The sequence below is a fragment of the Enterococcus sp. BWB1-3 genome, assembly GCF_016745275.1.
Classification (GTDB): domain Bacteria; phylum Bacillota; class Bacilli; order Lactobacillales; family Enterococcaceae; genus Enterococcus_L.
Genome location: NZ_JADOEP010000021.1, coordinates 39,381 through 64,825, shown reverse-complemented (window position 1 = coordinate 64,825; position 25,445 = coordinate 39,381). Strand labels below are relative to the sequence as shown.

At 38.2% G+C, this 25,445-nt stretch carries 16 protein-coding genes and 1 pseudogene; 3 read left to right on the top strand and 14 right to left on the bottom strand.

Annotated features, from left to right (window positions below):
- Window positions 1-3: 3 nt before the first annotated feature.
- Window positions 4-684 carry a metal-dependent hydrolase gene (locus IW492_RS13575; RefSeq protein ID WP_202068179.1) on the bottom strand — a complete coding sequence of 227 codons (681 nt, stop codon included), beginning with the start codon at window positions 682-684 and terminating at the stop codon, window positions 4-6.
- A 790-nt stretch (window positions 685-1,474) separates the two neighbouring features.
- Here IW492_RS13575 and IW492_RS13570 point away from each other — a divergent pair.
- Window positions 1,475-2,605 (top strand): baeRF6 domain-containing protein, encoded by a 1,131-nt coding sequence (locus IW492_RS13570; protein ID WP_202068178.1) that lies wholly within the window; start codon window positions 1,475-1,477, stop codon window positions 2,603-2,605.
- A 1,123-nt stretch (window positions 2,606-3,728) separates the two neighbouring features.
- A complete protein-coding gene (locus tag IW492_RS13565; protein WP_086275065.1) occupies window positions 3,729-3,929 on the top strand; it encodes a cold-shock protein in 201 nt (66 codons plus the stop codon).
- Window positions 3,930-4,440: 511 nt separating this feature from the next.
- Here the strand turns inward: IW492_RS13565 and IW492_RS13560 are convergent.
- The 5 genes from IW492_RS13560 to IW492_RS13540 form a co-directional block, all read right to left on the bottom strand.
- Window positions 4,441-6,093 (bottom strand): hypothetical protein, encoded by a 1,653-nt coding sequence (locus tag IW492_RS13560; protein WP_202068177.1) that lies wholly within the window; start codon window positions 6,091-6,093, stop codon window positions 4,441-4,443.
- Between the two features lie 2 nt (window positions 6,094-6,095).
- Window positions 6,096-6,830: an ABC transporter ATP-binding protein gene (locus IW492_RS13555; protein WP_202068188.1), complete on the bottom strand. Its 735-nt coding sequence runs from the start codon at window positions 6,828-6,830 to the stop codon at window positions 6,096-6,098.
- Between the two features lie 486 nt (window positions 6,831-7,316).
- Complete coding sequence (locus IW492_RS13550; protein ID WP_202068176.1) at window positions 7,317-8,333, bottom strand: LacI family DNA-binding transcriptional regulator; 1,017 nt, start codon at window positions 8,331-8,333, stop codon at window positions 7,317-7,319.
- A gap of 251 nt (window positions 8,334-8,584) precedes the next feature.
- Window positions 8,585-9,571 (bottom strand): endonuclease/exonuclease/phosphatase family protein, encoded by a 987-nt coding sequence (locus IW492_RS13545; protein WP_229441253.1) that lies wholly within the window; start codon window positions 9,569-9,571, stop codon window positions 8,585-8,587.
- Between the two features lie 55 nt (window positions 9,572-9,626).
- The gene (locus IW492_RS13540; RefSeq protein WP_202068175.1) at window positions 9,627-11,810 is read right to left on the bottom strand and encodes a PTS transporter subunit IIBC; all 2,184 of its coding nucleotides are present in this window, start codon (window positions 11,808-11,810) and stop codon (window positions 9,627-9,629) included.
- Between the two features lie 444 nt (window positions 11,811-12,254).
- Here IW492_RS13540 and pgmB point away from each other — a divergent pair, with 444 nt between their 5' ends.
- Window positions 12,255-12,920, top strand: a complete 666-nt coding sequence (gene pgmB / locus IW492_RS13535) for a beta-phosphoglucomutase (protein ID WP_202068174.1) — start codon at window positions 12,255-12,257, stop codon at window positions 12,918-12,920.
- A 144-nt stretch (window positions 12,921-13,064) separates the two neighbouring features.
- Here pgmB and IW492_RS13530 read toward each other — a convergent pair.
- The 8 genes and pseudogenes from IW492_RS13530 to IW492_RS13495 all read right to left on the bottom strand — a co-directional run.
- Window positions 13,065-13,325: pseudogene (locus tag IW492_RS13530) on the bottom strand (transposase); the annotation flags it as partial.
- Between the two features lie 187 nt (window positions 13,326-13,512).
- Entirely contained in the window at window positions 13,513-14,094 is a 582-nt protein-coding gene (locus tag IW492_RS13525) for a polymer-forming cytoskeletal protein (protein ID WP_202068172.1), read from the bottom strand.
- Between the two features lie 309 nt (window positions 14,095-14,403).
- The gene (locus IW492_RS13520; RefSeq protein WP_202068171.1) at window positions 14,404-15,459 is read right to left on the bottom strand and encodes a bifunctional transcriptional activator/DNA repair enzyme AdaA; all 1,056 of its coding nucleotides are present in this window, start codon (window positions 15,457-15,459) and stop codon (window positions 14,404-14,406) included.
- 1,021 nt (window positions 15,460-16,480) lie between these two features.
- Window positions 16,481-17,290 (bottom strand): pyrroline-5-carboxylate reductase, encoded by an 810-nt coding sequence (gene proC / locus IW492_RS13515; protein WP_202068170.1) that lies wholly within the window; start codon window positions 17,288-17,290, stop codon window positions 16,481-16,483.
- A 176-nt stretch (window positions 17,291-17,466) separates the two neighbouring features.
- Window positions 17,467-18,738 carry a TIGR02679 domain-containing protein gene (locus IW492_RS13510; RefSeq protein ID WP_202068169.1) on the bottom strand — a complete coding sequence of 424 codons (1,272 nt, stop codon included), beginning with the start codon at window positions 18,736-18,738 and terminating at the stop codon, window positions 17,467-17,469.
- On the bottom strand, window positions 18,723-22,820 hold the full coding sequence (locus tag IW492_RS13505) for a TIGR02680 family protein (RefSeq protein ID WP_202068168.1): 4,098 nt from the start codon (window positions 22,818-22,820) through the stop codon (window positions 18,723-18,725). Before IW492_RS13505 ends, IW492_RS13510 begins: the two co-directional genes overlap by 16 nt.
- Window position 22,821: 1 nt before the next feature.
- Entirely contained in the window at window positions 22,822-23,934 is a 1,113-nt protein-coding gene (locus IW492_RS13500; protein WP_202068167.1) for a TIGR02678 family protein, read from the bottom strand.
- Complete coding sequence (locus IW492_RS13495) at window positions 23,934-25,397, bottom strand: TIGR02677 family protein (protein ID WP_202068166.1); 1,464 nt, start codon at window positions 25,395-25,397, stop codon at window positions 23,934-23,936. Before IW492_RS13495 ends, IW492_RS13500 begins: the two co-directional genes overlap by 1 nt.
- Window positions 25,398-25,445 lie beyond the last annotated feature (48 nt).

The following is a 25,445-nucleotide window of genomic DNA, read 5'->3' as shown; positions in this document are numbered from 1 at the left end:
CTCCTAGAGTTCAATCATTTCACCGACTGCCAATATTTTCCCTGAGTTGTTTTTCAACTTCTGAACAAAGGCTTCCGCATCCTGCTTTATTAAGTCAAACGTATTGTAATGAATCGGCACGACTATTTTTGCTTTTAAATAATCTGCGGCAATCACAGCTGTTTCCGGTCCCATTGTAAAATTATCGCCAATCGGCAGAAAAGCCACATCAATCTCATACAGCTCACCCAACAACTTCATATCTGAAAAAAGTGCAGTATCTCCCGCATGATAGATTGTCTTTCCTTCAGCCTGAAAAATAATTCCAGCAGGTTCTCCCATATACAGCTTCTGATTCTCAAACTTGTAGCAGGAGCTGTGTAACGCCGGGACAAATGTCACTCGTCCAAATGGAAAATCATATTTCCCTCCCAGATTCATTCCATGGCTGGAAAGTCCTTGTTCAGCAGCAAATTCAGCAATCTCCACTATACTTACTACTTTCGCATTATTTCGTTTCCCGACAGGAATCATGTCGCCAATATGATCATCGTGTCCGTGTGTAACAAGAATTACATCTGTTTCCACTTCATCAGCAATTAAATCTGATACAGGGTTCCCGGTAATAAAGGGGTCCAACAGTATATTGGTTCCATCGTCCAGTTGTATTTCTACACAAGAATGTCCATGAAAAATCAACTTCATTATTAATTCTCCCTTCTTCACTTTAGAAATAACGATCTCTTCGTTCATTCAATCTTCTATTTAAAAGTATAACAGAAAAAAAACATTTTAGTACAGGATTGATTTGAAGTAAAAAAACATTGATTCAAAAATAACTGAGCAGTAATATTCCTGCTGATTTATTAAATAATAATATAGTATAATTTATGATAAAGAAAATTACCTGTGAGAGGTGCAGAATGAACTGCTTCTGAGACTATCTTCAAATACTCAAAGAATCAAAATATAAGAACGGAGATTTGCGAAAAAATTACGGATGACTTTCTATTCTAATTAGAGAGAATCCCTATAGAGGCATTTTTATCTGTCCATCAAAAAATCTTGGAAATACAAGAACTCATTATTGCTTGCTTTGAAGCGCTGCATATCAAATTGACTTCATATAAGAATTTATTGAATATACTAACATTAAAACCGAAAAATCTTTAAACACAAATAAGCATCGACAGAAAGCTTTTGAAAAAAAGCTGCAAAAAACCACCACATCGGGTAATGTGGTGGAAATGAAGGTTGTTATTTACTCTTGGTAGGAGTAAGTATGAAAAACCAATTCGGGATAATTGGCATAGCTCAATTCTAATATAAACCATAGAGAATCACATGAGGAATCCATATGGATTTATTAAAATTTCCATGAGAAAAGAATAGAATATATATCTTCAATGTCTAATCATATCATTTTCTACTTTAGCCCCTCTATGCTACACTTTTTATATAGATAGAAAACATTTCACTATAGGAGGAATTGATTATGTCAGATAATGGAAAAACTCGTTTTAATGAATTGTTCTCGGATAAAATTCAAGGTCCTTTTGTCACATTTGTATTGAATGTGCATGTCGCCCACCAGGATGTCAATAAAGATATTCTGGCTTTTAAGAACCTTGGAAAGTCTGCAAAAGCCCGCTTTGAAAAACGTTTCAGCGACTTTGACTGGGCACCATTTCAGGAAAAAATCGATACATTAGAAGCAGATGCAGCATTCTGGCGTAATAATACCAAAAGTCTCACTATTATATTCACCAGGGATCAAACATTTATTTATAAACAAAATGTCCCTGTAGACAATCAGTACTATGTTGGTAAGAAACCTTATCTGCTTGGTATTATCAAAGATAATCAATTTGCTCATAACTATTATCTTCTTGCACTAAACAGAGATTCCTTGTCAATTTATCTGGTTAACAATCATGAAGTATCAGCAGTCGAGCTTCCTAAAACTGCACCGACTGACATGGTAAGCACTTTAGGTGATGAATTAACCGGTGGAAACTTAAATTACTCCAGTAGAGGAAGTGCCAGTGCTGCCAATTCAGGAAAAGAAGGCGTTATCTACCACGGGGTAAACCCAAAAGACGAAGAGGTGGAAATTGACTGGACAAATTACTATCAGGCAATTGATGCCTATTTAAAAGATACTTTTGATAACCCTAATAAACTTCCAATTTATTTATATGCATTGCCTGAGAACCAAACAATATTTAAGAAAGTAGCAAAAAATCCGTACTTTAAAGCCTCACCTTCTGTTTCACTCTCACCTGCTCAAGCTTCCATAAAAGACATCAAAGCAGGAGCGAAAAAAATTAATCAGGAGCTGGAAAATCAACAGACCCAAAATAACAATCAGCTTTTGGATAAGAAATTTCTGGATCAAATGGTAGACATTGTACCTGCAGCAGCAGAAGGTCGTCTGTCACATTTCTTTATTTCAACATCAAATTTTGTGAATGAGACAAATAAAATGACATCAAAAGAATTCGATTACCGCAAGCTTTTAAACAATACTGCTTATCAAGTGATTGAAACGGGTGGAAATGTTTTTGTCCTTGACCAGCCATCTTCACCAGATGAAAAATCACTGTTGGGAATCTTACGATATTAGAATAAGTAGGCTTAGTGAAGCAAGTCGTTGTTATTCATCAGCGGCTTGCTTTTTTATACTGCAAATTTTTTAACATTTATTATTTTAAAAAAGAGCTGCCAATGAAAGAAACTGTTTATTTTACTTTCGGCTGCTGAAGCACTAAAAAATGGGGAATATAAAAGCAAAAGAGCGATTCACACCAGTTTAAAGTAAATAGTTCCTTTTACATATTTTGGGCTCAATTACAAATATAATAAAAAAATAAATCCATCTCTTGAAACAACACTTGCTTTTTCATTAGACAAGTATTTATATGCAGATAGTTTCTTAAATTTCACAAAGAAATTTGATTCAATATAACAGCCATCTCCTAAATGATGAAACAAGTCTTTTAATGTATCAGGCTTGTATTCATCCTGAGAATTAATCTGAAAATTTTACTTTCTACATTCCCGAGCTACTATGTTTCGATACTTTTTAACATGTTGATTCACATCATTATAGCCCTGTCCCGAATTTGTCAGTGGTTTAACTAATTGAATTTCTTCATTCTTCATCATACATCCCCATCTCCTTCCTATAAAATAGTTCTTCATTTGTATAGTACAGCTTATTTACACATTTCTATAAAATAAAGTTTATAAATTATCCTCTGAAATTAGACGTACCCGGAATACTGGTTTGTCAGTATTCCGGGTACTAGTTAAGTATTCTTATTAAGGTAGATCAAATATTGTATTAGTTAGAAAATCAGGTAAAAACTATCTATTAGCTAACGAAAAATCAATCTCATCTATACAACTTGAACCCTTCCTGCTTTCAAATCTATGCAGCTCCAAGACTGCGCCTTCGGAATAGATTTCATCAATGTGATTTCTGTTTTGCTTTCATATTTATCGCTTAACATATTTGTATTATAACAGAAAAAATAACAATAGTAACAAACTTCTTTTATACTAATGAAAAATTTAATAAGTCAGCTATTCTCTATGCAAATCAAAGTTTCTGTGTTATAGTAATAGATGTAGTTTTTGTTCGGTAGTATATGTGTAGTTGTTTCATTTTAAAGTAAACATCCTCCACATTTTCACCCTTCAAGTAATTGCAAAATATTTATGGAAACATAAGGAGGATTTTTATTATGGAAACAGGTACAGTAAAATGGTTCAACTCAGACAAAGGCTTTGGATTTATCACAGCTGAAAACGGAAACGACGTTTTTGTTCATTTCTCAGCTATTCAAGGTGACGGCTTCAAAACTTTAGAAGAAGGTCAAGCAGTTACTTTCGATATCGAAGATGGTCAACGTGGCCCTCAAGCGACTAACGTTAACAAAGCTTAATTAAACCATTAAATTTCGAGCCTGACAATTTATGTTGTCAGGCTTTTTTTGTTTGTAAAACTATAGCAGCAGACGCTTTTTACAATTATTCTGTTTGTGCTTCAGTTCATTTTTTCTTCAAAAAAGAGGTTGTGACAGAAGTGTTCTGTCTCAAGAACCAGGTAGGTATCATGCATCATCTACTCTGACGAGTCAATCGTAGTGATTTATGACAATAAGTCGGAATATACGAAAATTGTCAAGGAACACTAGTCATAATATGACTAGCTGTGAATTGATACCTCCCTGGAGCTACTCATATTTTCAGTATAGTTCGACTTATTTCCGAAGAGACAACTTCTGCGTCTACGGTTCTCACTTCGTTCCGATCCTCGAAGCATGGAGGGGCTTTGCTTCTACGCTTCTTCGAATGCTCGAATCATACAAAGACTGGAACACCGTTTATTCGGTTTTAGGGATCTCAGACATACTTTTGTCACAGTCTCTATATTCATTCTTCAATTCTCTTTCTCTAGGATTTAATTCTAAAGGTTTGAGGTGCTTTCTTATAAATAACAATAAATCCGATTCCTACATAAAGCAAACTTAGTCCTGAAACAACCAGCGCATAATAAAAACCGGTTACTTGGAGCTGTGTATTCATATAAGAAACTCCATAGAAAATCCCTGCAATTATTTTATAAAGAGGGTTCGAAATTGCCATATCTCCTGTAAACGGCTGAAGCAAATAATACACAAACAGCTCGTGAAATGAGAACAACAAAGAAAGTGATACAAGCAATAGAATAAGTACTCCAAAAAACTCCCATGTCAGGAAAAACTGATTCATCGCACTCAGCAGCAGGTAGACACTGAAGATCCCTAAAGATAAAATACCATTGTAATAGAATGTTTGACTGAAACGATAATTAAATCCTCTTAAGATTGTCCCTGACTCCCGATAAAACGGATAATACAGCATCGATACATCACAGTTTACAAAAACCATTTGGACTACTTTTTTCCCAAAAGTCATCAGATACATCAGAAAAAAGAGGATGGGCAATGTCGCCGTCATTTCATGTGCCGTTACTTGTTTAAACAACCCCGCAAAGCTGGCAATCATTGCAAGAACCCATGCAGCTCCAATAAAGTAAAAGCGAAACCTTAGGGCTTTATTCAAAATACTTCTGTAACGACTGAAAAGCAAGGCATTCAAATATTCATTGCCCTTCAAATGCTCAAACTGGCTAGTTGCTGTCATTGTCAGTTTTTTCTGCATAGCAAGACCTTCACCAACATAAGAATTTCTGTCACTTGCCTGCTCTGCTATTTTTTCAAGGCTAATCGTTGCCTGGTTAATCCAGTATAAAAGGTACTCATTTTCCTTTTTGAAATACAGCAACTGATACAGGACGATTATAAGAAAAATTAAAAATAAGCTATTCCCAATCATTGACGTCAGAAATGGTATAAGCATCTCAAAAAGCCTTATCCATACAAATATCACAGTAAATCCTAAAATCACAAAAGCCGCAATTGTTCCTAAAATGAGACGGACACGTTTCGACAGATTCCAAGTAAAAATAATACGGCCCAAGTATCTAAAGGCGTAGTTAAGCCCTGCATAAGAAAGTATAATAAAGAAAAGTATTGCCAGGGGGTTGCCAAGAATAAACCCGTAAACCAGCGCTGCCGGAATATAAGCAATCATTTGAATGGCTGTGTTTAAAAGCATATTTCCTCGAACGACGGTCGTTCTGGCTAAGCCAAATTGTTCAATAAAATCAACCAGCGGCTTCTCTGCTGTAAAAGAATAGCCTATGTAAAAGCCCAGGAAAATCGGTACGAAAACGAACCAAAAGAATAGACCCAAATTCATTGTTTGCACATCAAAGAAAGTCGCTGAAGGCTCTCCAAAAATAAATGTTCGTACCAAGTAAGCAAAGCCCAAATACATACCCAGCCAAACAAATTTGGCTAAGAAGCTGTTTAGATAATCAAAAATCAAAACCAGTATTGCAATCCCCTCTTTGATCCCATAGCTTTTATAAATTTCAATAGGAATATGCTTTCCTAAAAAAGGCAGCTTTTTCAAATAATAAAGAAGACCGTTTACTTTAGATGCAATTTTAGTCTGTTTAAAGAACCAGTAATTTCTCAGAAAAACTTTTAAGCTGTTCATCTTCACTCCCCGCTTTCTTCAACAGGCTGCTCAGCAGCTTTATCTGATAACAAATCCACAATTTCCTCTTCAAAATCTTTATCATGAATTCTGAAAGAATCGACTGGACTGAGCTTTTTATGATGTAAAAGTACCACTTCATCGCACAGATCCTGCGCCAGCTGCAAAATATGTGTGGAAAAAATAATGATGGACTCTTTTTTCATCTCTAAAATAAGTTCCTTCATTTCGTGAGCTGCCACCACGTCAAAAGATGTCAGCGGTTCATCCAACAACAGTACCGGAGGCTGAATCATCAATGTCACCAGCATCTGCACTTTGTTCTGCATCCCATGAGAAAAATCTTTGAGCAGACGATGCTGATCTTCCTGTTGAATTCCCACTGAATCCAGATAAGCCTCAGGTGTTTTTGGCTTTTTTATTCGAGCGCTGTTTATCTCAATAAAAAATTTTACAAACTCATAAGCGGTCATAAAAGCCGGCAAATGTGGTTGTGTATAAACAAATCCGATTTCAGTATTTTCATAGTCAGTATCTATCATTCCATCACGTTCGACACCAATTGTTCCTCCATCAAGAACAAGATTACGGGAGATACAGTTAAACAGCGTTGTCTTCCCCGCTCCATTACGTCCTAATAATCCATAAATCTTACCTGTTTCAAAAGTAAAGCCAGTACTTTCCAATACGGTTTTCCCATCAAATCCTTTAGTTACATTATCTAAAATCAGCTTCATTTTTTTCTGTCCTTTCATAAACAACTTTCTCCAACAGCTAACAAACATGTATACAAAACAATCTTACTCTATCTATGCTCAGTTATACACAATTTTACAAAAAAATATTTATTAAATCATCTACACAGCTTTTGGCCGTATCCTCAAAAAAGAAACCTGAAGAGAAATTATTTCCGTTCACCTTTCAGATTCCCTGCTAAATCTTTATATTTTACTTATTTTCAGCTTTTTCAAGATAAGATATATTTCCGATAGATTCTGCATCGTTCCAAAATTATATTGAACGTGGTATCGCTGCTAATTATCAGCGATCACTTGATTACAAACAAAAAACAGTAAAGGAATACCAGACTGTCTTTAATGATACAATTAGTTGGGCGCTGGAAACGATAATTGCTTAGAACCTTTCAACCACTTCTAAAGCTGAAAAATCCATGAAGCCAGACAATAAAATTTCTGAACTCACGGATTTTCAACTAAATTTTTTTATGCTTTTGCCCTGTCCAACACCGTCTCCCTTTCAATCAATGTATGCGGAATCAGGACTTTCTGCTTCATTGCCTGCGGAGCTTTAAGCTGCTGAATAAACTGTTGTACCGCTATCCTTCCAAGTTCTTCCGTGTGAATATCAATAGAGGTGATATAGGGATGAATCAGTGTGGTGAAAATTGAGTTATTAAAGCTAATCACCGATAAATTATCCGGCACCTTATAGCCATACAAATTAGCCAGCTGAATTACACGTAAGGCAAACATATCATCAATAGCCATACAGGCTGTCGGCTTCAACTTTTTCAACGTTTCTTCAAATTCTATATAATCACTCGGCTGTTTCAACACTGCATAAGGAAATGGCTCTAAACCAGATTCTTCCATTGATTTTTGATACCCATAGCAGCGTTCCTGAAACACATTTTCTTTCTCATAATTGGTCACAAATAAAATTCTTTTGTGACCTTTATCAATCAAATATTGCGTGGCTGTTCTTCCCAGAAGCTGATTGTCATTATCCACACAACTGGTGCCGTTGCTGTATTGATAGGGCTGACCAATCACCGTATAAGGGATGCTCTGTTCAACCAGATACTGTAAGACCGGATCATTCTTTCTGACATACAGCAGAATAAAACCATCCACTCGTTTTTGTTTATACATCAGCTGAACATTTTCCAACAGTTCTTCCTGCGTCTCACCCGAAGCAAATGAGATAGTCACATCCTGCTTCCCCGCCTCCTGATTCATAGCCGTAATTGCTTCCAGATAGAAAGGATTGCTCTTCCTGTCATCAGAAGATAAAACAGGGAAGACAACGCCAATTGTATTGGAAAATTTCTTCGCCAGATTTTGCGCTGAGGCATTTGGAACATACCCAAGCTTATCCATGGCTTTTCTTACACGCTCTTTCGTCTCTTTTGAAATACTTGGATGATCCTGCAGCGTTCTCGAAACAGTTGAAGGCGCCACCCCTACTTCTCTGGCTACATCCTTAATTGTCACACTCATAGTTCTTCCCTCTTTATTATTATTGAAGAATCATTCATTATTTATAGAAAATTCTGTCATTATCTTAATAAGAATAAATGCAAACGGTTGCTTTGTCAATACTAATAGATTTGAGTTTACCCCCAATTTTTGAAATTAATATAGAAGATTCTTGAACTAACGGTATTTCGAAGCGTGTTTCATTTATTTACAAAACAGCTTCGACAACGACTAATATAATAAGATTGTTAGCGAAAAATATGGAAATTCAACTAATAGAGACTTTCCGCTTCTGCTTTGACCGTATTATTTTCTTTTTCTATTAATTCTGAGAAGAACAGCTCTGCTTCCACTCCATAGTGATCGCTTATTATCGGGGTTCCTCGTCCATCAAAAAGAACTTCACAGGCTTCGGCATAGAAATTTTCATCATTGAAAATGTAGTCCATTCGCAGCTGCTGCTGATTACCGGACCAGCCATCTATTGCTTTAGATACAGTAAATCCACTATTCGTTGTATCCGCAGCTGCATAACTATCTAAAAAGCTTTTAGTTACTAACTCATACCCTTCCTGCTGATACTCAGCTGGATTATTAAAATCACCCAATAAAAGTTTTGGACACTTGATTTTATCCAATAATTTAAGTGTTTGCCCCCACTCGTATTGGAATCCCTTCGCTGTTTCTTCTGACCACCAGGAATAGTGACAGCAGATTGCTAGAATCTCTTGTCCATCTAAAACAGTTCTGCCCAGAAGAAGCTTTCTCGTCCGATAATCAGAAAACTCTTTTTCCTTTGAAACAATAGCCCCTTGAGCCTTAACAGGTACTTTAGAAAACAGTGCCAATCCTTCATGATATTGCCCATACCCCAGATGCACAGGCATCCATGACCAGTAATAAAAAGTGCCCGCCGTCTTTAGTTTTTCTGCAAGAAGAAAAGCAAAGTTGTCTTCATGAATCGTATACTCCGCAAGAGCTCCTGTATCAAAATAAGCGTCTGTTTCAACAGTTTCCGAAGAAGTCAGCTGATTAACCTCCTGCAATGCGATCAAGTCATAATCTTTTTCAAGGATTACTTTTGTCAGTACTTCGAGTTTTTCCAAAGGCTTTGATTCCATCCAGCTGTGTGTATTTAAGGTCATTACCCGCATCAATTCAGTCCTTTCTTTTTTCCAAGCTGCTGCGACTTTCATTGAATTATTAAAAATATCACAGTATGCCGCCTCTACTGTTTTACAATAAAACACAGCATGCATAACAAAAAATCAATAATTCTTAATTTTCAGGTTCCTATTAAATTTTATATCTAATTCATACTGTTACGGAGCCAATCACTGTTTTTCCTGATTGCCTCCCCTTTTTATCCAGTGTAAATTTTTGAACTTTTTCACTGTTGGTAAAGACGACAATTATCGTAATTCCTTTCCCTTCAGCCTTGATTTTTGCCAAGTCGGCGTGCGCTATTTTTTCTCCTGCTGCCAGCTTCTGTCCAACCTGAACAAAGATTTCAAAAGCTGGTTCTTTCATTTCAACGGTATCCAAACCCATGTGAATCAGTACTTCCAAGCCTTCTTCTGTTTTCAGTCCGATCGCATGTTTTGTCGGAAAAACACTGACTACTTCTCCATCTATTGGTGAATAGACGGTTCCTGATACAGGTTCGACCGCAAAGCCGTTGCCCAGCATCTTTTGTGAAAATACTTCATCAGGTACTTCTTCGATTGAAATCACTTCACCGTCTGCAACAGCTCTCAATTCTTTTATAAGCCCTGAAGCTTCTTCGGTATGGCTAAATACACTTGTTGCTGCCTTAATAAACTCCTGTTCAAAATCAGTCTCAGGAATCTTGACACCTGATTCTAATAAATCTTGAATATCCGACTTCAGCACATCCGCTTTAGGTCCATAAACTGCCTGTACACCATTATCTTTCAAAATCAAGCCCATTGCACCGGCTTTTTTCCAATACTGCTCATCTCCGACTTTCTCTTGATCTTTCACGGAAACTCTCAATCTTGTCATACACGCATCAACATCCGCAATATTTTCACGTCCACCCAACAGATTTACTATATTGATGATTTGCTGATCGGCGTTCATTACTGTCCCGTCAATATTTGAGCTTTCAGTACCTTCATTTTCATAGTTGCCGCTTCTGCCCGGTGTCGCAAAGTTGAATTTTTTAATCATAAAATTCGCTGCAAAATAAGTAATCACACCAAACAGCACTGTGACAACTACAAAATTAACCAAATCCATTCCCAGTCCAGCTTTAATTGTAATCGGCGTCCGTGTCAGTAACTCAATATTGCCAAATGAATGTACTCGGAGAGAGACAATATCCGCCATGGCAAAAGCCGCACCCTGAATCACAGAATACACAACATACAACGGAACTGCCGCAAACATAAACATGAACTCCAGCGGTTCAGTTACACCGGTCAGGAAAACAGCTAAAGCAGCGGAAACAAACATAGATTTGTATTTGTGGCGTTTTTCTGCATCAACATTTCGATACATTGCCAATGTCATCCCCATCAAAATTCCAGATGAACCGATCATTTGCCCGACTTTAAAACGGGCCGGTGTCCAATTTTCCAAAACATAAGCATACTGACCGGCATCACCAGCATCTTTCAAGTTAACTAAATCAGTTGCCCATGCCAGCCACAACGGATCTTGGCCGAATACCTGAGTTCCCGCCTGCGCTCCCGAGAGGATTTCATAAGTGCCGCCCAACTGCGTATAATTAATAGGGATCGTCAGCATATGATGGAGCCCAAATGGCAGCAGCAAACGTTCCAGCGTTCCATATAAAAACGGTGCAAGGACAGGAGCTGTTTCCTGTGATTGAGCTATCCACAAGCCAAAATTATTAATCCCTGCCTGAATAGTCGGCCAGATTACTGCTAAGAGCAGTGATACCAGTACAGACCAGATAATTACCACAAATGGCACAAAACGTTTACCATTAAAAAAGGACAGAGCATCCGGCAGCTTGCGGTAACTGTAGTATTTATTATAGGCTGCTGCTCCGACAAAGCCGGCAATAATTCCAACAAAAACCCCCATATTCAATGCAGGCGCTTCCAGTACGCTGGTAAAGAATCCTTTCACCATAATTTTTGTTCCAAATAACGTGTGAGTAAAAGCGTCTTCATTATTCAGCATATCTGAAGTAACCCCAAAAATAGAACCTGTTATTCGATTAATCAAAATAAATGAAATTCCAGCAGCAAAAGCACCGCCTGCTTTTTCTTTCGCCCAGCTCCCGCCAATGGCTAATGCAAAAAGTATATGTAAATTGCCGATAATTGCCCAACCGATGTTTTCGATAACACCGCCTGTAGTGACCAGTGCTCCAAGATCAGGATTAATTAACGGAAGTGATTTTCCCAGACTGATCATGAGTCCGGCAGCCGGCATCACTGCTACAACGACCATTAAAGCCTTTCCAAATTTTTGCAGAAATTCAAAATTAAAATATTTTTTCACATTCTCCCACCTCTTCTTTAATAAACACACGATAATTGCTTAAGACATTAAAAATGAACAGTAATTATTCGATATTAGCGCAACCGTTTTCGTTATTAATTATATATCTTGCTTTATAAAAAGTAAACAACAACACGATTTTTCTTTTAAAAACCATTAAAACAACTGAAATCAAAGATTAGAAGGCTATTTTTTAAAATTGACAACGAAATCGTTTGCACTTATTATTAAAGTAGAGACTGAAATAATGGAAATTTAACAAAAAAGGAGGTATGCTTTTTTCAGCTTAAACTGTTAAAGAGGAGTTGGATTCTATCTTGCCACTGCTCTGTGCAGCAATTTCTCACGATGAGCAAAGCAGGTTTCCATGAGTAAATCCAGTAATCAGCAGAATGCATCAGTGACAGAAATAGAACAAACACATTATAGAGGAGGAATCATCTTATGTTTCAAGGCGTACTATTTGATTTAGACGGCGTCATAACAGATACAGCCGAATACCACTATCGTGCCTGGAAAAAACTGGCTGATCAGTTGGGAATTACCATTGACAGAAAATTTAACGAAAAGCTTAAGGGAGTTAGCCGAGAAGATTCACTTGCGCTGATTCTAGCACATGGAGATCAGTCTGACCGCTATACGGCAGAAGAATTTGCGTCCTTGGCCAAAGAAAAAAATGACAACTATGTAACGATGATTCAACAGGTATCCCCCGCTGATGTCTATCCCGGAATATTGGACTTGCTGAAAGAACTGAAAAAAGCAGGAATCAAAATTGCTTTGGCTTCTGCCAGTAAAAATGGCCCAACGCTTTTGGATAAAATGAAGCTTTCAGGCTATTTTGATGCAATTGTTGATCCTGCATCCGTTGCAGCCGGGAAGCCCGCTCCGGATATTTATCTGGCTGCTGCACAGCAGCTTGGTCTGGAAGCAAAAGACTGCATTGGTATTGAAGATGCACAGGCCGGTATTGCATCAATCAAAGCAAGCGGCGCTTTGCCGGTGGGCGTTGGAAAAACAGAAGATTTAGGCACAGACATCCCCTTGGTTGCCTCTACAAAAGAATTAACGTTTGATTATTTGAAACAGGTTTGTATAGAAAATAGATAACTGTCTAAATCATCTGTTTCAGAGTTAATTTTTTATAGAAAACAGAACTATGACATAGGTCCATAGAAAAACACCAATGAAATACCTGAAAAAGGTTCATTTCACTGGTGTTTTTTAGCAAAAGAAAAGGGTTGCCATTCCAGACATTTCACCAAAACTAGTTTTAAGCACCTTATTTTCATAACCATTGCGTTGATTTCCGTGTTCTTTGTCTTATTTTAAATGAGTGTCATAGCCTAAGTACTTCGTTAGCTCTCCCAGCAGTATCTTTTCAAACAACGGACAAAACGTGTCTTTTAGTGTTTCCTGCATATCCTCAACGGATTCAGGTTGGTAAGATTTGTAAACATTCAGAATGGATTCAGCCAGCTTTACGGGGACATGATTCTGTTTCTTTTTCGCCATGGATTCATCCCCTTTCTCCTTTATTGCAGGAAAAGAAAAATCGTAAAGCAACCTCATTCCCAGGATAGGGGTTACTTACACGATTTTTTTACACTCTCCGCTTAAACACAAAAAAGATAAGAGAAGACTCTTAGAGTTATCTCCCATCTTTTTTAAATTACTGCTATTAACAATCTCTCAAATAAAATTATTCGCTGACTGTCACTGTTCCTGTTACAGATGAATCATTTTTAGTTACGTCTGCTGAATCTTGATATTCTTGTGTTTCAAACACAACGTTACCTTCAACTGTTGCTCCGTCTAAAACAAAGCCATTTGCTTTAACAACGATATCACCTTTCACTGTACCGTGAACGATATTGAAGTTTTCAGATTCTACAGTCAATGTTGGAACTGTAATTGTGTATTCTGCAGTCACATTACGATCTGCATCTTGAGAATACAATGCCAGTTTTCTGTAGATGTCGCCGCTTTCTTCCCCTTTATCATGGAATTCTCCGGCAACTGTTACATCAGACTCAAAGGTTACATCACTTGTTGCTGCGATAAGCCAGTTGCCGTCTGCTGACAATGCTGCTTCCAATACTGCAGGATCATCACTGATTGAAGCAGTTGAAACCACATCTGCACTGCTGCTTGTTGAGCTTACTTCTGTTGTTTCTGAAGTTGATGTTGAGTCGCTTGAAGTATCATTATCTGCTCCACATGCTCCCAATACCAAAGTTGCTACTCCTGCTAAACCTACTAATGCTAATTTTTTTGATAACATATTTCTATTCTCCCTTTCTTTAATCGAAAAAATTATATCATGTAATACGAATGAATCCAAACAAAAAGCTCAAAATTTAAATAACAATTCAACTGTAAGAAAAGCTGTATGCCAGAGTATAAAATTTACTTTTACGCATCGTATCTTGACATATTAAAACGTTGAAATAAACAAAGCTGCTTACAATTGCTTATTATCTTGAAAACTTGAAAAACTTCTAAGCTATTTTTTATATGACGAACAGAAAAATAAAACGAACCTTCCAAAGTTTTCTGAAAGATTCATTTATCCGCTTATCCCTACATAAATTTACTTCATTCTGTTCTTCCTTTCATGATTCAACAGCCAGCGTTTTCTTTCCAGCCCACCAGCATATCCGCCAAGCCCCCCTCCGGTTTGAATCACCCGATGGCAGGGAATGATAATTGCCAGCTGATTCGCTCCATTCGCAGTCCCCACTGCTCGAATAGCTTTAGGGTTATCTATTTTTTCTGCCAGCTCCTTATATGTCGAGGTTTGCCCTGGTTCAATCAACTGCAACTGATGCCAGACATCTTTTTGAAAATCTGATCCCATTAAAGTGATGGGTGTTTTAAATGTTGTCAGCACTCCTTTAAAGTACAAATCCAGCTCTCTTTTAATTTGCTCTGAGACCGCTGTTTTTCCTGGAATGATCTGGGCACTGAGCCGGTTTCTCAACCGTTCAATTTCCCGTTCCAAGCCGCGGCGATCGACAAACTCCAATAAGTAAAGAAATTCATCATCCGCTATACTCATCATCGGACCTAAAACAGTATCCACCCAATCTGCATACAATACTTTCATTGCCTTCGAAAGAACAGGTTTTCTTCCCATAATTTTTGTAAATGCATCATGAAATCCGCTGGTGGACTCATAGCCCATATCCAGTTGTGTATCTATAATTTTTTCGCCATTCTTGATTGTTTTCATTGCGATCCCCATCCTTCTTGCTCTGGCATATTGTACAAATGTCATTCCATACACCTTTTTAAATTGTCTTCTGGCTGTCGCAGCGTGAATCCCAAGTGCTGAAAAATCACTGTCCTTCCAACGCTTTTCCGGCTGGGCTTCTACCAAATCCACCATTTTCTGAACCGTTTCAGGGATCTCACGAGGAAATGATAATGGTCGGCACCGTTTACAAGGTCTGAAGCCTGACAAAAGTGCTTCTTCTGCTGTTTCATAAAACTGACAGTTGTCATATTTAGGTTTGCGTGCTGGACAAGTGGCATGACAGAAAACACCTGTCGTTTTAATTCCCGCGAAAAAAATCCCATCATATTCTGTTTTTCGTTCAAGCAGCGCCTGATAAAATTCTTTTCTTACTGCTTCTTCGGTAATCATCTAAATTCCCTCTTCCTTTTTCCATTCAGCTTCTCTGCCTTTGCTTTTTCCTTTTATATTGTACTGTTGCCGAAAAATAGAATAGCTGACTTTTGTGATTGATGCTGAATTAATACTGAATCATTTATTACACTTAGTTAGTATACCTCTTCCTATTTGGGGACGCTTCCGAAAAATGAACATTGAATTTTTTCTTCCTATGTTCTGTGAACCCATTTTATTGATGATTTAAGAATTGGCTAAGAACAACTGTTACAGGAAAGATATTGAAAGAAACGGAGCAATTCCAAAAAAAGAGTAGACATTCATAAAATACAGTACAAGAAAGAGCGAATAACTATAAATGAGCCTATCTTACTCATTAAAAAATGAATCGAAACGCTTAGGAAAAGAGCATGCATTGAGGACTGTCTCATCAACAATCAAAAAAGGAGATAATTATAGATTAAATTGAATGTAACGATTCAGGAAAAACAATGCTTATGAAACGAATTACTGGTCTTTCCAGAGAATCCGGCGGCAAAATCATCTTAATGGGAAAAAGTAAAAAAAACTGGCTACTCTCAGGCGCTACAGTCTATTGTTGCTGTAATTGAAGAACCCGCTGCCTACGCAAAGCTGTCTGCTTACGAAAACATGAAAATCATCTGTATCCAGAAAGGGATTCATGATTATTCAATGATTGACGAAATGCTGCAGGTTGTTGATTTGGCTGATACGGGAAAAAAAATTCAAAAACTTTTCTCTGAATATGAAGTAGTGTCTAAGCATACATCTGAAACTTTTCCTTTTTTACTTATGAGGAACGAATCATACATCCCACTAAATGGATGTTTACTACAGAAAATCCTTGTATCTACAAGCCTCACCTTATTCGATTCTTCCTACAAACGCGTCTATTTAGAAAAGCGTTGGCACGTCTTGTATGTCCCCCTAACATGGGCTGAGTATTCGGTGATACGTGGGAGCGAACCTATTTCCTCCGTTGTTTTCAGATTCGCCCATCATGTTTTGTTGAAATTCACATTTTTTTCATTTCTTCATCTCTGGCTACGGTTGCATCAATTCCCTTCACAATGGTTGAGATGAATGCTTCTTCTTCCAAAGCCAGCAATCCGGCAACCGTCGTACCGCCAGGAGAACAAACTCTATCAATCAGGGTCCATGGATTTTCTTTTGACTCCATAATCATCTGCGCACTGCCCAATACAGCCTGTGCTGCATATTCCAATGCTTTATCCTTTGTCAATCCATGCTTAACACCAGCACGAGCCAAGCTGTCAATAAACAGATACGCATAGGCCGGAGAGCTTCCTGCCAACGCAGTGTAGGCAGAGAAATCTTTTTCGTCTACTTCCCAAGCTTTTCCGACTGCATTAAACAAATCCACAACATACTGAACCTGCTCTTTGGATGCGGTCTCATTACCGGTTACAGCAGCTGCACCCATTCCGATCATCGCATTGACATTGGGCATCACACGAACAATCGGCAGATCATTTGTTCCAGCAAGTCCGGCTAATTTATCTAAAGTTGTTCCAGCAGCAATTGAAATCAGCAACGGTTTTTTATCCAGCAAAATTGTCTTTGTCTCTTCCATGACCTTTTGAATAATATTCGGCTTTACAGAAAGAACAATTGCGTCTGCCTGCTTGATAACATCCGCTGCTGAAGAGCAGATATTTCCAGAAATCTGACAGCCAAGCTCCTGAACCTTGTCTGTCAGAATATCAAAGAGATAAACCTCTTCTCCTTTTACAAAATTTTGGGCAACAATTCCCTGTACGATTGCACCTGCCATGTTTCCTGTTCCAATAAATCCAATTTTCATATAAGCAGCTTCCTTTCAACATACTAAGATAGGTCTGAGAACTCTGTCAGTGAATCTGTTCATCATTTCTTTAAACAAAACAAGTTGTATAAAAGCAGAGAAACTATTCACCACTAGTGGTTTCAGACAGGTTCTATCCTAATAATATTTTTTATATTTCTTTTCAAAACAAGTGCTTAAAAGCTTCCCTTGTATAAATGGTTAATTTCTTCGATCAATTCCTGAATATACCCTTCCTGATAGGCAATTTTTCCTGATTCAATGAACGGTTTAAGCTGAATTAATTCAGAGGATTTCAATTGTCGCAGTTTCTTCACTATTTTAGGATCATACGACCGTTTTACTGCTGCTTTATGAAACAGTGATTCTTTCATAGCCAGCAGCTGAACTTGAGAAGGAAATATCTGAAGAAGCTTGTCTGCCATCAACAAGCCATCCGGATCCATATCCCCTGAATAATATAGAGTGACGCCACTATCAATTAATTTACGCAGCAGCACCCAAACGGAATAACGGAACTGACCATTCGAACAGATCATTGGCAGCTCGGGAAAACGGTCAAGCAAAATAGAATAAACCCCTGAATTTTCAATTACTACAACATAATTGCCAAATGCAGGAAAAATTTGCTGCATTTCCAATAGCTCCTTCAATGGAACATTCCACGAGCTGTGCCTCTTAACCGCCTCAAGCCACATGATATTTTGACCTTTCCTGTCATTCCCTATTAAACCGTTGACGGCAACAAAGTTCATAATATCATCTCGCAACAGGAAAACCTTTGTTAACAATTCATTGAATTGTTCCGTTTTTGACAGCTCTCTCTTTTCAGCTAAGCAACTTGCCTCCGGATACATTTTCCCCAGCATCTGTAACAACAGGCGTCCTGATTGCTGCGTCTCATCAAACGCATGTGGATCACCAGTCATTTTATAAGCAAATACCGGCAACCGTGTAAAGACTGCTGGAATATTATTCAATGCCAGGCTAACATTTTTAAAAGCTGTCAAATTATTTTTGGGAACCATTTGATGCCAGCTTTTTAATTGCTTCTCATCAAGATATTCTTTAAATACAGGCGAAATTTGATTGACCGCTTTTAAGAATTCTAAATAGGCAGACTCCTTTTGAGCCTGTTCCTCTTCTTTTGTAAACAGGTCATTTCCAGAAAGCAATGTAACAAACTCCACTATTGAAAGCTGAAAGCGGCTGCTTAGCAGGCTGTTCTCTAGTGTTTTAATAGACAGACGTTTCTTCTTTATCCATTCATGATCAGGAATTCCCAAAAAACGAATCAGCGGAGACATATCCACTGTTGAAAATTCTTTTTTGCCAATAGTTTTCCCAAAAGTCCCTTGTTGATAATAATTCTTCTCTAACTTTTGAGCCAACAATTGAAAGACTTCATCTACAAAATAAGCTTTCGCTTCTTTTAAACGCTGCTCCACTCATTTCCCTCCAGTATCATAACCTTTTTATTTCCATTCCAGTAGTATTTTACAGTAGAAACGACGGAGGCATTCAACGGACGGACTAATTCATACGTCATTAACTGAGAAACTGTGCTGTACTCTCCATAAAGTGACTGAGAATTCATTACATAATTAAAACCTAATTCCTCACAGGCTTTAAAAAGCTCTGAAATATTCAAATCATCAATTCCAGCAAATGCTTCGTCTAAGGTAATGATATAGGGTGCATTTTCTGAAGCTTCCTGGTAGCGGGAATATACTGAGGCAAACAGAGGCAAATACATCGCTACAGCCTTTTCTCCTCCGCTAAAAATAAAGAAGCGGTTATCCGTTAACGGCTGCCACTGAAACCCTTTATTGGCTCGTTTATATTTTAATTCAAAATCAAACCAATTACGATAATCCAATACATTTTTCACTGCATTATATAAAGAATCATCCGTTGCCTCCTCCAGCTCCAACATATCCTTTGCCAGACTTATTTTGGCTTGAAAATGGGTAACAATTGATGCTATATCCGCTTCTGAAAGGGTTACAGGATCCTTTCTCAACAACTGAAGCAAATCTCTTGTATCCAGTTCCTCTGCTGAATCTCCCTGAAGCTCTTTCCAGCGAATCGACAAAGATAATCCAGAGGAATTTTTCTGGTCCAATAACAGTCGGTTCATTTTTTCAATCCATTTAAATGCATTTTCGATTAATCCTCGCAGCACCTTCCCTACTGAATCAAAAATAATTTGCTTAAATAGATCTTCATCTTCTTTTTTCAAATAAAGTTGAAGCCTGTCAGATTGCTCCAGTAAAATTTCCTGCAGTTCAAAGGGTGTTTGTATTTCTTCCTCCAGTTCAAAAACAAGTCTTTTTTGAAAGTTATACATTTGCCAGTCCGTCTCTAATTCCTTGTGTTCTTCTTCCGTATTCAAAGGGATCGAGCGTTCCTGAATAATTTTGGGATTGTATTCTCTCAACTGATCTCCTGCAATTGTATAATTTCGATCAAAGTCCTGCTCCTGTTTACGCAGCTGTTCAATATCAAGCTTCCTTGCTTTTTCCTGTGCATATTTCTTAAAAAATTCAGGCGCCTCACTCTTGTATCCTGCTTCTGCCTTCAACAGAGAATACCATTTTTGTTCCTCAATCCTCAATCCTTCTACTATGCCTTCTTTATCAGATACAACCTGTGCAAGCTGAGACACCAGTCCAATCAGCTGCCGGTCTTCATGATTCAGCTGTTCCAAGGTTCTGGAAAGTGCACGTTCATCTTTTTTATATTTTTCCAGTTCTCTTTGCAATTCTTCGACATTCTGAATTTTCTGCTGTGCTAAGTTTGCTTTCAAAAGTTCATTTGATTTACTGAGAGAATTAGATAAATCAATTAACTCCTGATTCAAATGTTTTTCATCCTCTTGGCTGTCCGCAAGGTTTTGACGCGTCTCAGAAAGAAACTGTTCAATACCATATTTTTGCTGATAATTACGATAGGCATCTCCAATATCGTCCATATAATCAGCAATGTATTTCAATGCCTCCTGATAGGCAGAAAGAGTCGGCTTGATCCCATCTCCATAAGTTAGTTCCTGTTCAAAAATCTGCTGTTTACTTAGATCTTTTTTCGCTTGAACGACCTGCTGTTGTTTTAACTCAGCATCATGTGTATAAGTTTCCAGCTTCGTCAAAGCCTTAAGTTTCTCATCAAACGCTGTATATACTTCATCCCCTTTAGGATACTCTAAATAAGCTGTTTCAACCGCCAATCGCTGCTGCTCCAATTGAAGAAGCTGATTTTTAATCAATTCTTTCTTTTCTTCAGCAGCAGCAATTTGCTCCTGAAGCAATTTGATTTGCTCTTGTCGGTATCGTTCACGGCTGGCAGCACCAATAAATGAGGCCAGGTAGTTTGGATCAGCTGCTCCCTTGATGGTTGTCATTTGAAAGGACCCATCTGTGAATATCTGAGGTGTTCCTTCCGATAAATCCTCATCCACTAAAATAGTCTGCAAAATATCTGCTGTCAATTGTTCAATATCCTTTGGCAAATCTGAGATTACTTCCATATGATCAGCTAATGTGGCATGAAAAAATTGAGGATTGGGCGTGAGCTTTAAATCATCAGAAAGAATCAATTCATCTGCTGAGATCAGAGAATCCAGAATCCCTGATGAAGCCAATGCCCCTTCTAATTTATTTTTCAGCGGCTCTGAAATACTCTTTTTGAAATCGACTGCTTCAAAAAAAGGAAGACAAACGGCATTGCTTTCTCTCAGCGTTTCTCGATTTATTTTTCTAGCCTCCGACCTGACGGGCAATGGCTTTTCTTCTTTTTCCCATCTCTTTATTGCTGAAACAGCAGCTGCTGTTTCTTCTCCAAGTTCATTCAGCTTATGCTCTAAAGGAAGCTGTTGTTGCCCGATAATTTTCACATTCCGCTGATATTCCTCATATAACGGGCGAACGACTATTTCCTCTTTTGAATGGGCTTCCGCCAACTGATCAATATTAAATAACAGTTCTCCATACTTGGTTTCAGTGATTTCCATCTGAATTTGCTTACGCCATGTATCAAATGAATCCTTCCATCGCTCAATTTCTCGCACCTGTACATCCTGCCATTGCCGAATATCCCGATGCTGTTCATCAATAAGCTGCTGCAAGGCGCCAAATTCTTTATCTCGCTCCTGATAAAGTTCTTTTAATAACTGCGTATGCTTCATTGTTTCAAGTACCTTTTCAAAGTGCTCGCGCTTCTTTTTCACTTCATTTTGCCAATAGCTGAAATCAGCTTGACTAAATACATCTGTCATTTTTTTCGTCATCTCTTGATGCAGCAGTTCCATATTCAGCAGTTCCGTATATTGTTCGCCGCTGCTTAAATAAGCAACTGTTTCTCGTTCCAGCTGATCCCGCCTGCTCTGATATTCTGCAACTTTTCTTTGCTGCTGATCTACTCTCAGCCGTTTCTTTTTCAGTTGCTCCTGAAGCTGTGAATGATCCATTTCAAGTTGTTCAATCTTTGTTGCCAACTCATGCCCTCGCTCTACTAATTGAAAGCCTTCATGGTGACTCAACTCCTGGATCGTTCTTTGTGCCACCTCAAGAGATATTCGTTTTTCCTGAATGAGTGTGCCAATTTCCTGTTGACGGGCTTGCTTTTCCTTCAGTTCAGTTCTGTCTTTTTTCAGCATCTGCGTTTCTTTGTTATAATTTGAAGAAAGAGATAACCATTTTCCGCTTATCTGTCCCACTAGTTCATCACGGTATTTTTGATAGCTTAAGGTAATGCTCCTCAAATCTTTTTGTTCACGAACCAGTTCTTCCAAACGCTCTCGATTCGAATCAATACTCTCAATTGTCTGAGATAACGGAAGCAAATCATCTTCTGTCAGCTGAGGCAGGGAATTTTTTAAAATTTCATAAATAACTGTCGGGCGAAATTCCTTTGACAGCTTGGGACTGCGTAAATTAATCAGTAAAGCAATCAGCTCATCAAATTGCTCAAGTGTTTCAAAACCAAATACATGGTCATTAATATACTCCTTGTACTCTCCCTGCCGATCCAACACACGGCCCCGACCTTCAATCGCATGAATTAATCGTCGTCGGGATAAGGGCTGCCACTCCTCTTTTCTAATTTCGGTATGAAGAAAAAAATCCGTGCCAATTCGAGAATTGTCCTCCAGTATAAAAAACCATTTCGTCAATTTCCCGCCCCGCTTGGCAGACATCCCAATCCCGCAGGTCAAATACTCTTCCCGATCAGCTCGCTTCAATTCAAGGTACAAATAACCAATACCGTCATCCCGATCTGAAACACCTTTTTCTCCTAAAAGGTAATCCTCCATTCTTCGCGACCGGCTCCCAAACGAATCTAAACGGGCAGCTGCTGTTACACCATCCAGCAGCACCGGCAACAAGCTTTGCATCGTTAATGATTTACCTGAACCATTGGTTCCCCGTAAAAGCATTTTCCCACCAGCAAAGTCAAAAACCTGATTTTGATAATACCAAAAATTCAACAATCCCACACGATTCATTTGCCATTTATTCGTTGCCTCATTCATTTCAATTCTCCTCCATTACTGCTGCTATTCTTGAAAAGAGCGGTGTGATTACTACAGAATCATTTCGTTCAATGACATACTGCCATTCTTCAGCCCGTACCAATAATTTTTCTGCAAGAAGCTCAAGAGACATTTCTTCAAATTCCTTTGACCAGTAATTCAAGTATTTTTTTCGTGACTCCTTGACCAGCTCCAGCCACTCTCCTCTAGATAGCCGTACCAGCCCATACTCATCGACAGGCTTTTCTTTTTTTTGAAAAATTGTTGCCAACTGAATCAGCAGCTCATCAATCACTTTTCGACTGGGAAATACTTCTTCCATACCATCCCGCTGCTCTGTCGTGAACAAGGCCATATCCTTTGTCAGTTCAAATTGAAAAATAGTTTGCTGATCGGCAAAATCCATAAAATACTTTCTATAATTTCTTAAGCGAATAAAGAGCTCTTCATTTTCCTTCGTTCGCAAAATAACCGGCTCCATCATCAAGCGTTGATACAGCTCCTGATTTTTCTCGATTCCTTTTGACTGATTAACGTCTTTCCAAAAAGCAGAGAAGGTGTCATAGTCCCGATAAGAGGCTGGTGATTTGCCTAAAAAGTATCTACTTTGAGATGTCGTAATATACAACACTTCCCGGCTGTCAACATTTGTTTCAAACTCATCTGCAGTTCCTTGAATATCTTCGATTACTTTCAAATCCAATATCTTTTTTAATACTCTAACCAAGCTTTTCCGATGCTGATAGTTAGTCCAATCAACGAATAAGTTCTCCGGCAGCAAATGGTCGATTTCCTGTATCAATTCATTCAACATAAAAGGTGTTCCCGGCTCACGCTCTTCTATATATCCCATAGCACAAGCAAAAAGAACATAGTCCATTTTATCAGTAAATTCACTAAGCCCCATCCATGAAGCCAGCGTGTGCGGCCGTCTCAATAATTGGATAAACTGAGGGCGAACAACAAGATATAATCCGAACCGCTGCCAGATTTCCTTTTCAAGTGCTTTTTGATGACGCTTGAGAAAAATATACTCTGCCGGCATATCTTTTTTAATGATCCAAAAATTTTCAAAAAGCAGACGTAATCCACGGGTGTATTCTGCTGGCTCCATTACTGTCCCTCCTTTTCAATAATGACTTCCGGCATTTCCAGGACGCCATCTTCAGAGGATATCTTAATTCGTCGGTCATTATGAATTGTTATTTTTACCGGAAAGCCCAGTTCTGTATTAACAAGGTGCTGGGAATCCCCTATTGACTGACTAATCCACTTTAAAAAAATTTTTCGTGAGTCTTTATCTAAATCAGTTAGTTCTGAGAAAATAATTTTTCCGTTTTTAAAATATTTGCTTACACGTTTTTCTTTCTTTTTTTCAACAGTCAAATAATTTTCAAGCTGTTTTTCCTGCTCTTTATTTTTTAATTTAAACGACCGTGCTTTTCTTTCACCACCGCCTCCTCTTCCACGCTTTCCAAGAACTAATTCAGCCGGTGAAAGCTGCCAGCTGTCATCCTTGCTGCCTGTAGCTTCACTTGGTTCCGGCACAAAAATATGTCGTGTATGGCTTAAACCAAAAATTGCCGCAAACATTTGATGCCCCTCATCTAACGTTTCCGCTGCTGCGAACCAGTTTGCCAACTGCAAATAATCTTTTTTTCTACTGCGATACTGCTTCAGCTCCTGACCAAAATAATGGATCAGTCCCGTCATTTTGGCAATCATCTGCTCTGTCTGACGCATTAAAGAATTATATTCACTTTCGCGCTCCTTTGTTCCGGAAAACCAGGTAGTTAGCGCAAATAATTCACCATTAAAGCGTTCAGCAATTTCTTCAGCATCGATCGCTTCAAGATGAGGGGTCCGTTTTTCTTTTTCATAAAGACTTAAGCGGATATCCGCTTGAAGTTCCGGTGCTATCGCTTCAATTGAATGTCTTAATTTGTAGTACAGCTCCTGGAGTTTAATAATAAATTCTCTGAGATAGTTGATAAACTGGTCTTTATACAGCAAAAAACTTTCTGTTTTTATCTGACTGTCAATCTCGTTACTGTTAATGTAACCGATGTAATCAGACGTATCTTTCTGAATTTTCATAAAGATTTCCCGAACCTTCTCCCATGTTCTGGCAAGTTCCAACCCGTCTCCTTCAGAGATATTCTTCAATTCTGTTAAAGCATCCAATAACTGCACAAATCGATTTTTATCCAGCTCTCCCCGCGTACTTTCTTTCAGTTTACTTACCTTTACCAAAAGCTCTTCAAAGAGAATTCCTGTTTCTGAAATTTGGTAACGAAAGTGCTTATTGCGATATTCCTCAATTGATTTCGGTCGAATCAATTCCTGTCTCTTCGTGATGTTTCCCCAATCAACCAGATTTTGAAGATCCTGATCTATTTCCTGACTCGAATACGATAAATCATACTCATTTTGCATCATTTTCAGAATATCCAGCCGATATAATAAACCATTCATCTGCAAATGTCGTTGATAGAAAAAGCTCATAATCTTTCGATATCTGTCCACATTGTCTACAGTCAAATAATTAGCTGCAGAAATTTTTTCATTAGCTGACATTTACGTTCCTCCATTTTTATTCCATCTACTCACAGTATAACAAAATTG

What these genes read in the sequence shown, in the direction of transcription:
- IW492_RS13575 (WP_202068179.1), bottom strand. Translation starts at nt 684, where the DNA reads ATGAAGTTGATTTTTCATGGACATTCTTGTGTAGAAATACAACTGGAC.
- IW492_RS13570 (WP_202068178.1), top strand. Translation starts at nt 1,475, where the DNA reads ATGTCAGATAATGGAAAAACTCGTTTTAATGAATTGTTCTCGGATAAA.
- IW492_RS13565 (WP_086275065.1), top strand. Translation starts at nt 3,729, where the DNA reads ATGGAAACAGGTACAGTAAAATGGTTCAACTCAGACAAAGGCTTTGGA.
- IW492_RS13560 (WP_202068177.1), bottom strand. Translation starts at nt 6,093, where the DNA reads ATGAACAGCTTAAAAGTTTTTCTGAGAAATTACTGGTTCTTTAAACAG.
- IW492_RS13555 (WP_202068188.1), bottom strand. Translation starts at nt 6,830, where the DNA reads ATGAAGCTGATTTTAGATAATGTAACTAAAGGATTTGATGGGAAAACC.
- IW492_RS13550 (WP_202068176.1), bottom strand. Translation starts at nt 8,333, where the DNA reads ATGAGTGTGACAATTAAGGATGTAGCCAGAGAAGTAGGGGTGGCGCCT.
- IW492_RS13545 (WP_229441253.1), bottom strand. Translation starts at nt 9,571, where the DNA reads ATGCATGCTGTGTTTTATTGTAAAACAGTAGAGGCGGCATACTGTGAT.
- pgmB (WP_202068174.1), top strand. Translation starts at nt 12,255, where the DNA reads ATGTTTCAAGGCGTACTATTTGATTTAGACGGCGTCATAACAGATACA.
- IW492_RS13525 (WP_202068172.1), bottom strand. Translation starts at nt 14,094, where the DNA reads ATGTTATCAAAAAAATTAGCATTAGTAGGTTTAGCAGGAGTAGCAACT.
- IW492_RS13520 (WP_202068171.1), bottom strand. Translation starts at nt 15,459, where the DNA reads ATGATTACCGAAGAAGCAGTAAGAAAAGAATTTTATCAGGCGCTGCTT.
- proC (WP_202068170.1), bottom strand. Translation starts at nt 17,290, where the DNA reads ATGAAAATTGGATTTATTGGAACAGGAAACATGGCAGGTGCAATCGTA.
- IW492_RS13505 (WP_202068168.1), bottom strand. Translation starts at nt 22,820, where the DNA reads ATGAATGAGGCAACGAATAAATGGCAAATGAATCGTGTGGGATTGTTG.
- IW492_RS13500 (WP_202068167.1), bottom strand. Translation starts at nt 23,934, where the DNA reads ATGGAGCCAGCAGAATACACCCGTGGATTACGTCTGCTTTTTGAAAAT.
- IW492_RS13495 (WP_202068166.1), bottom strand. Translation starts at nt 25,397, where the DNA reads ATGTCAGCTAATGAAAAAATTTCTGCAGCTAATTATTTGACTGTAGAC.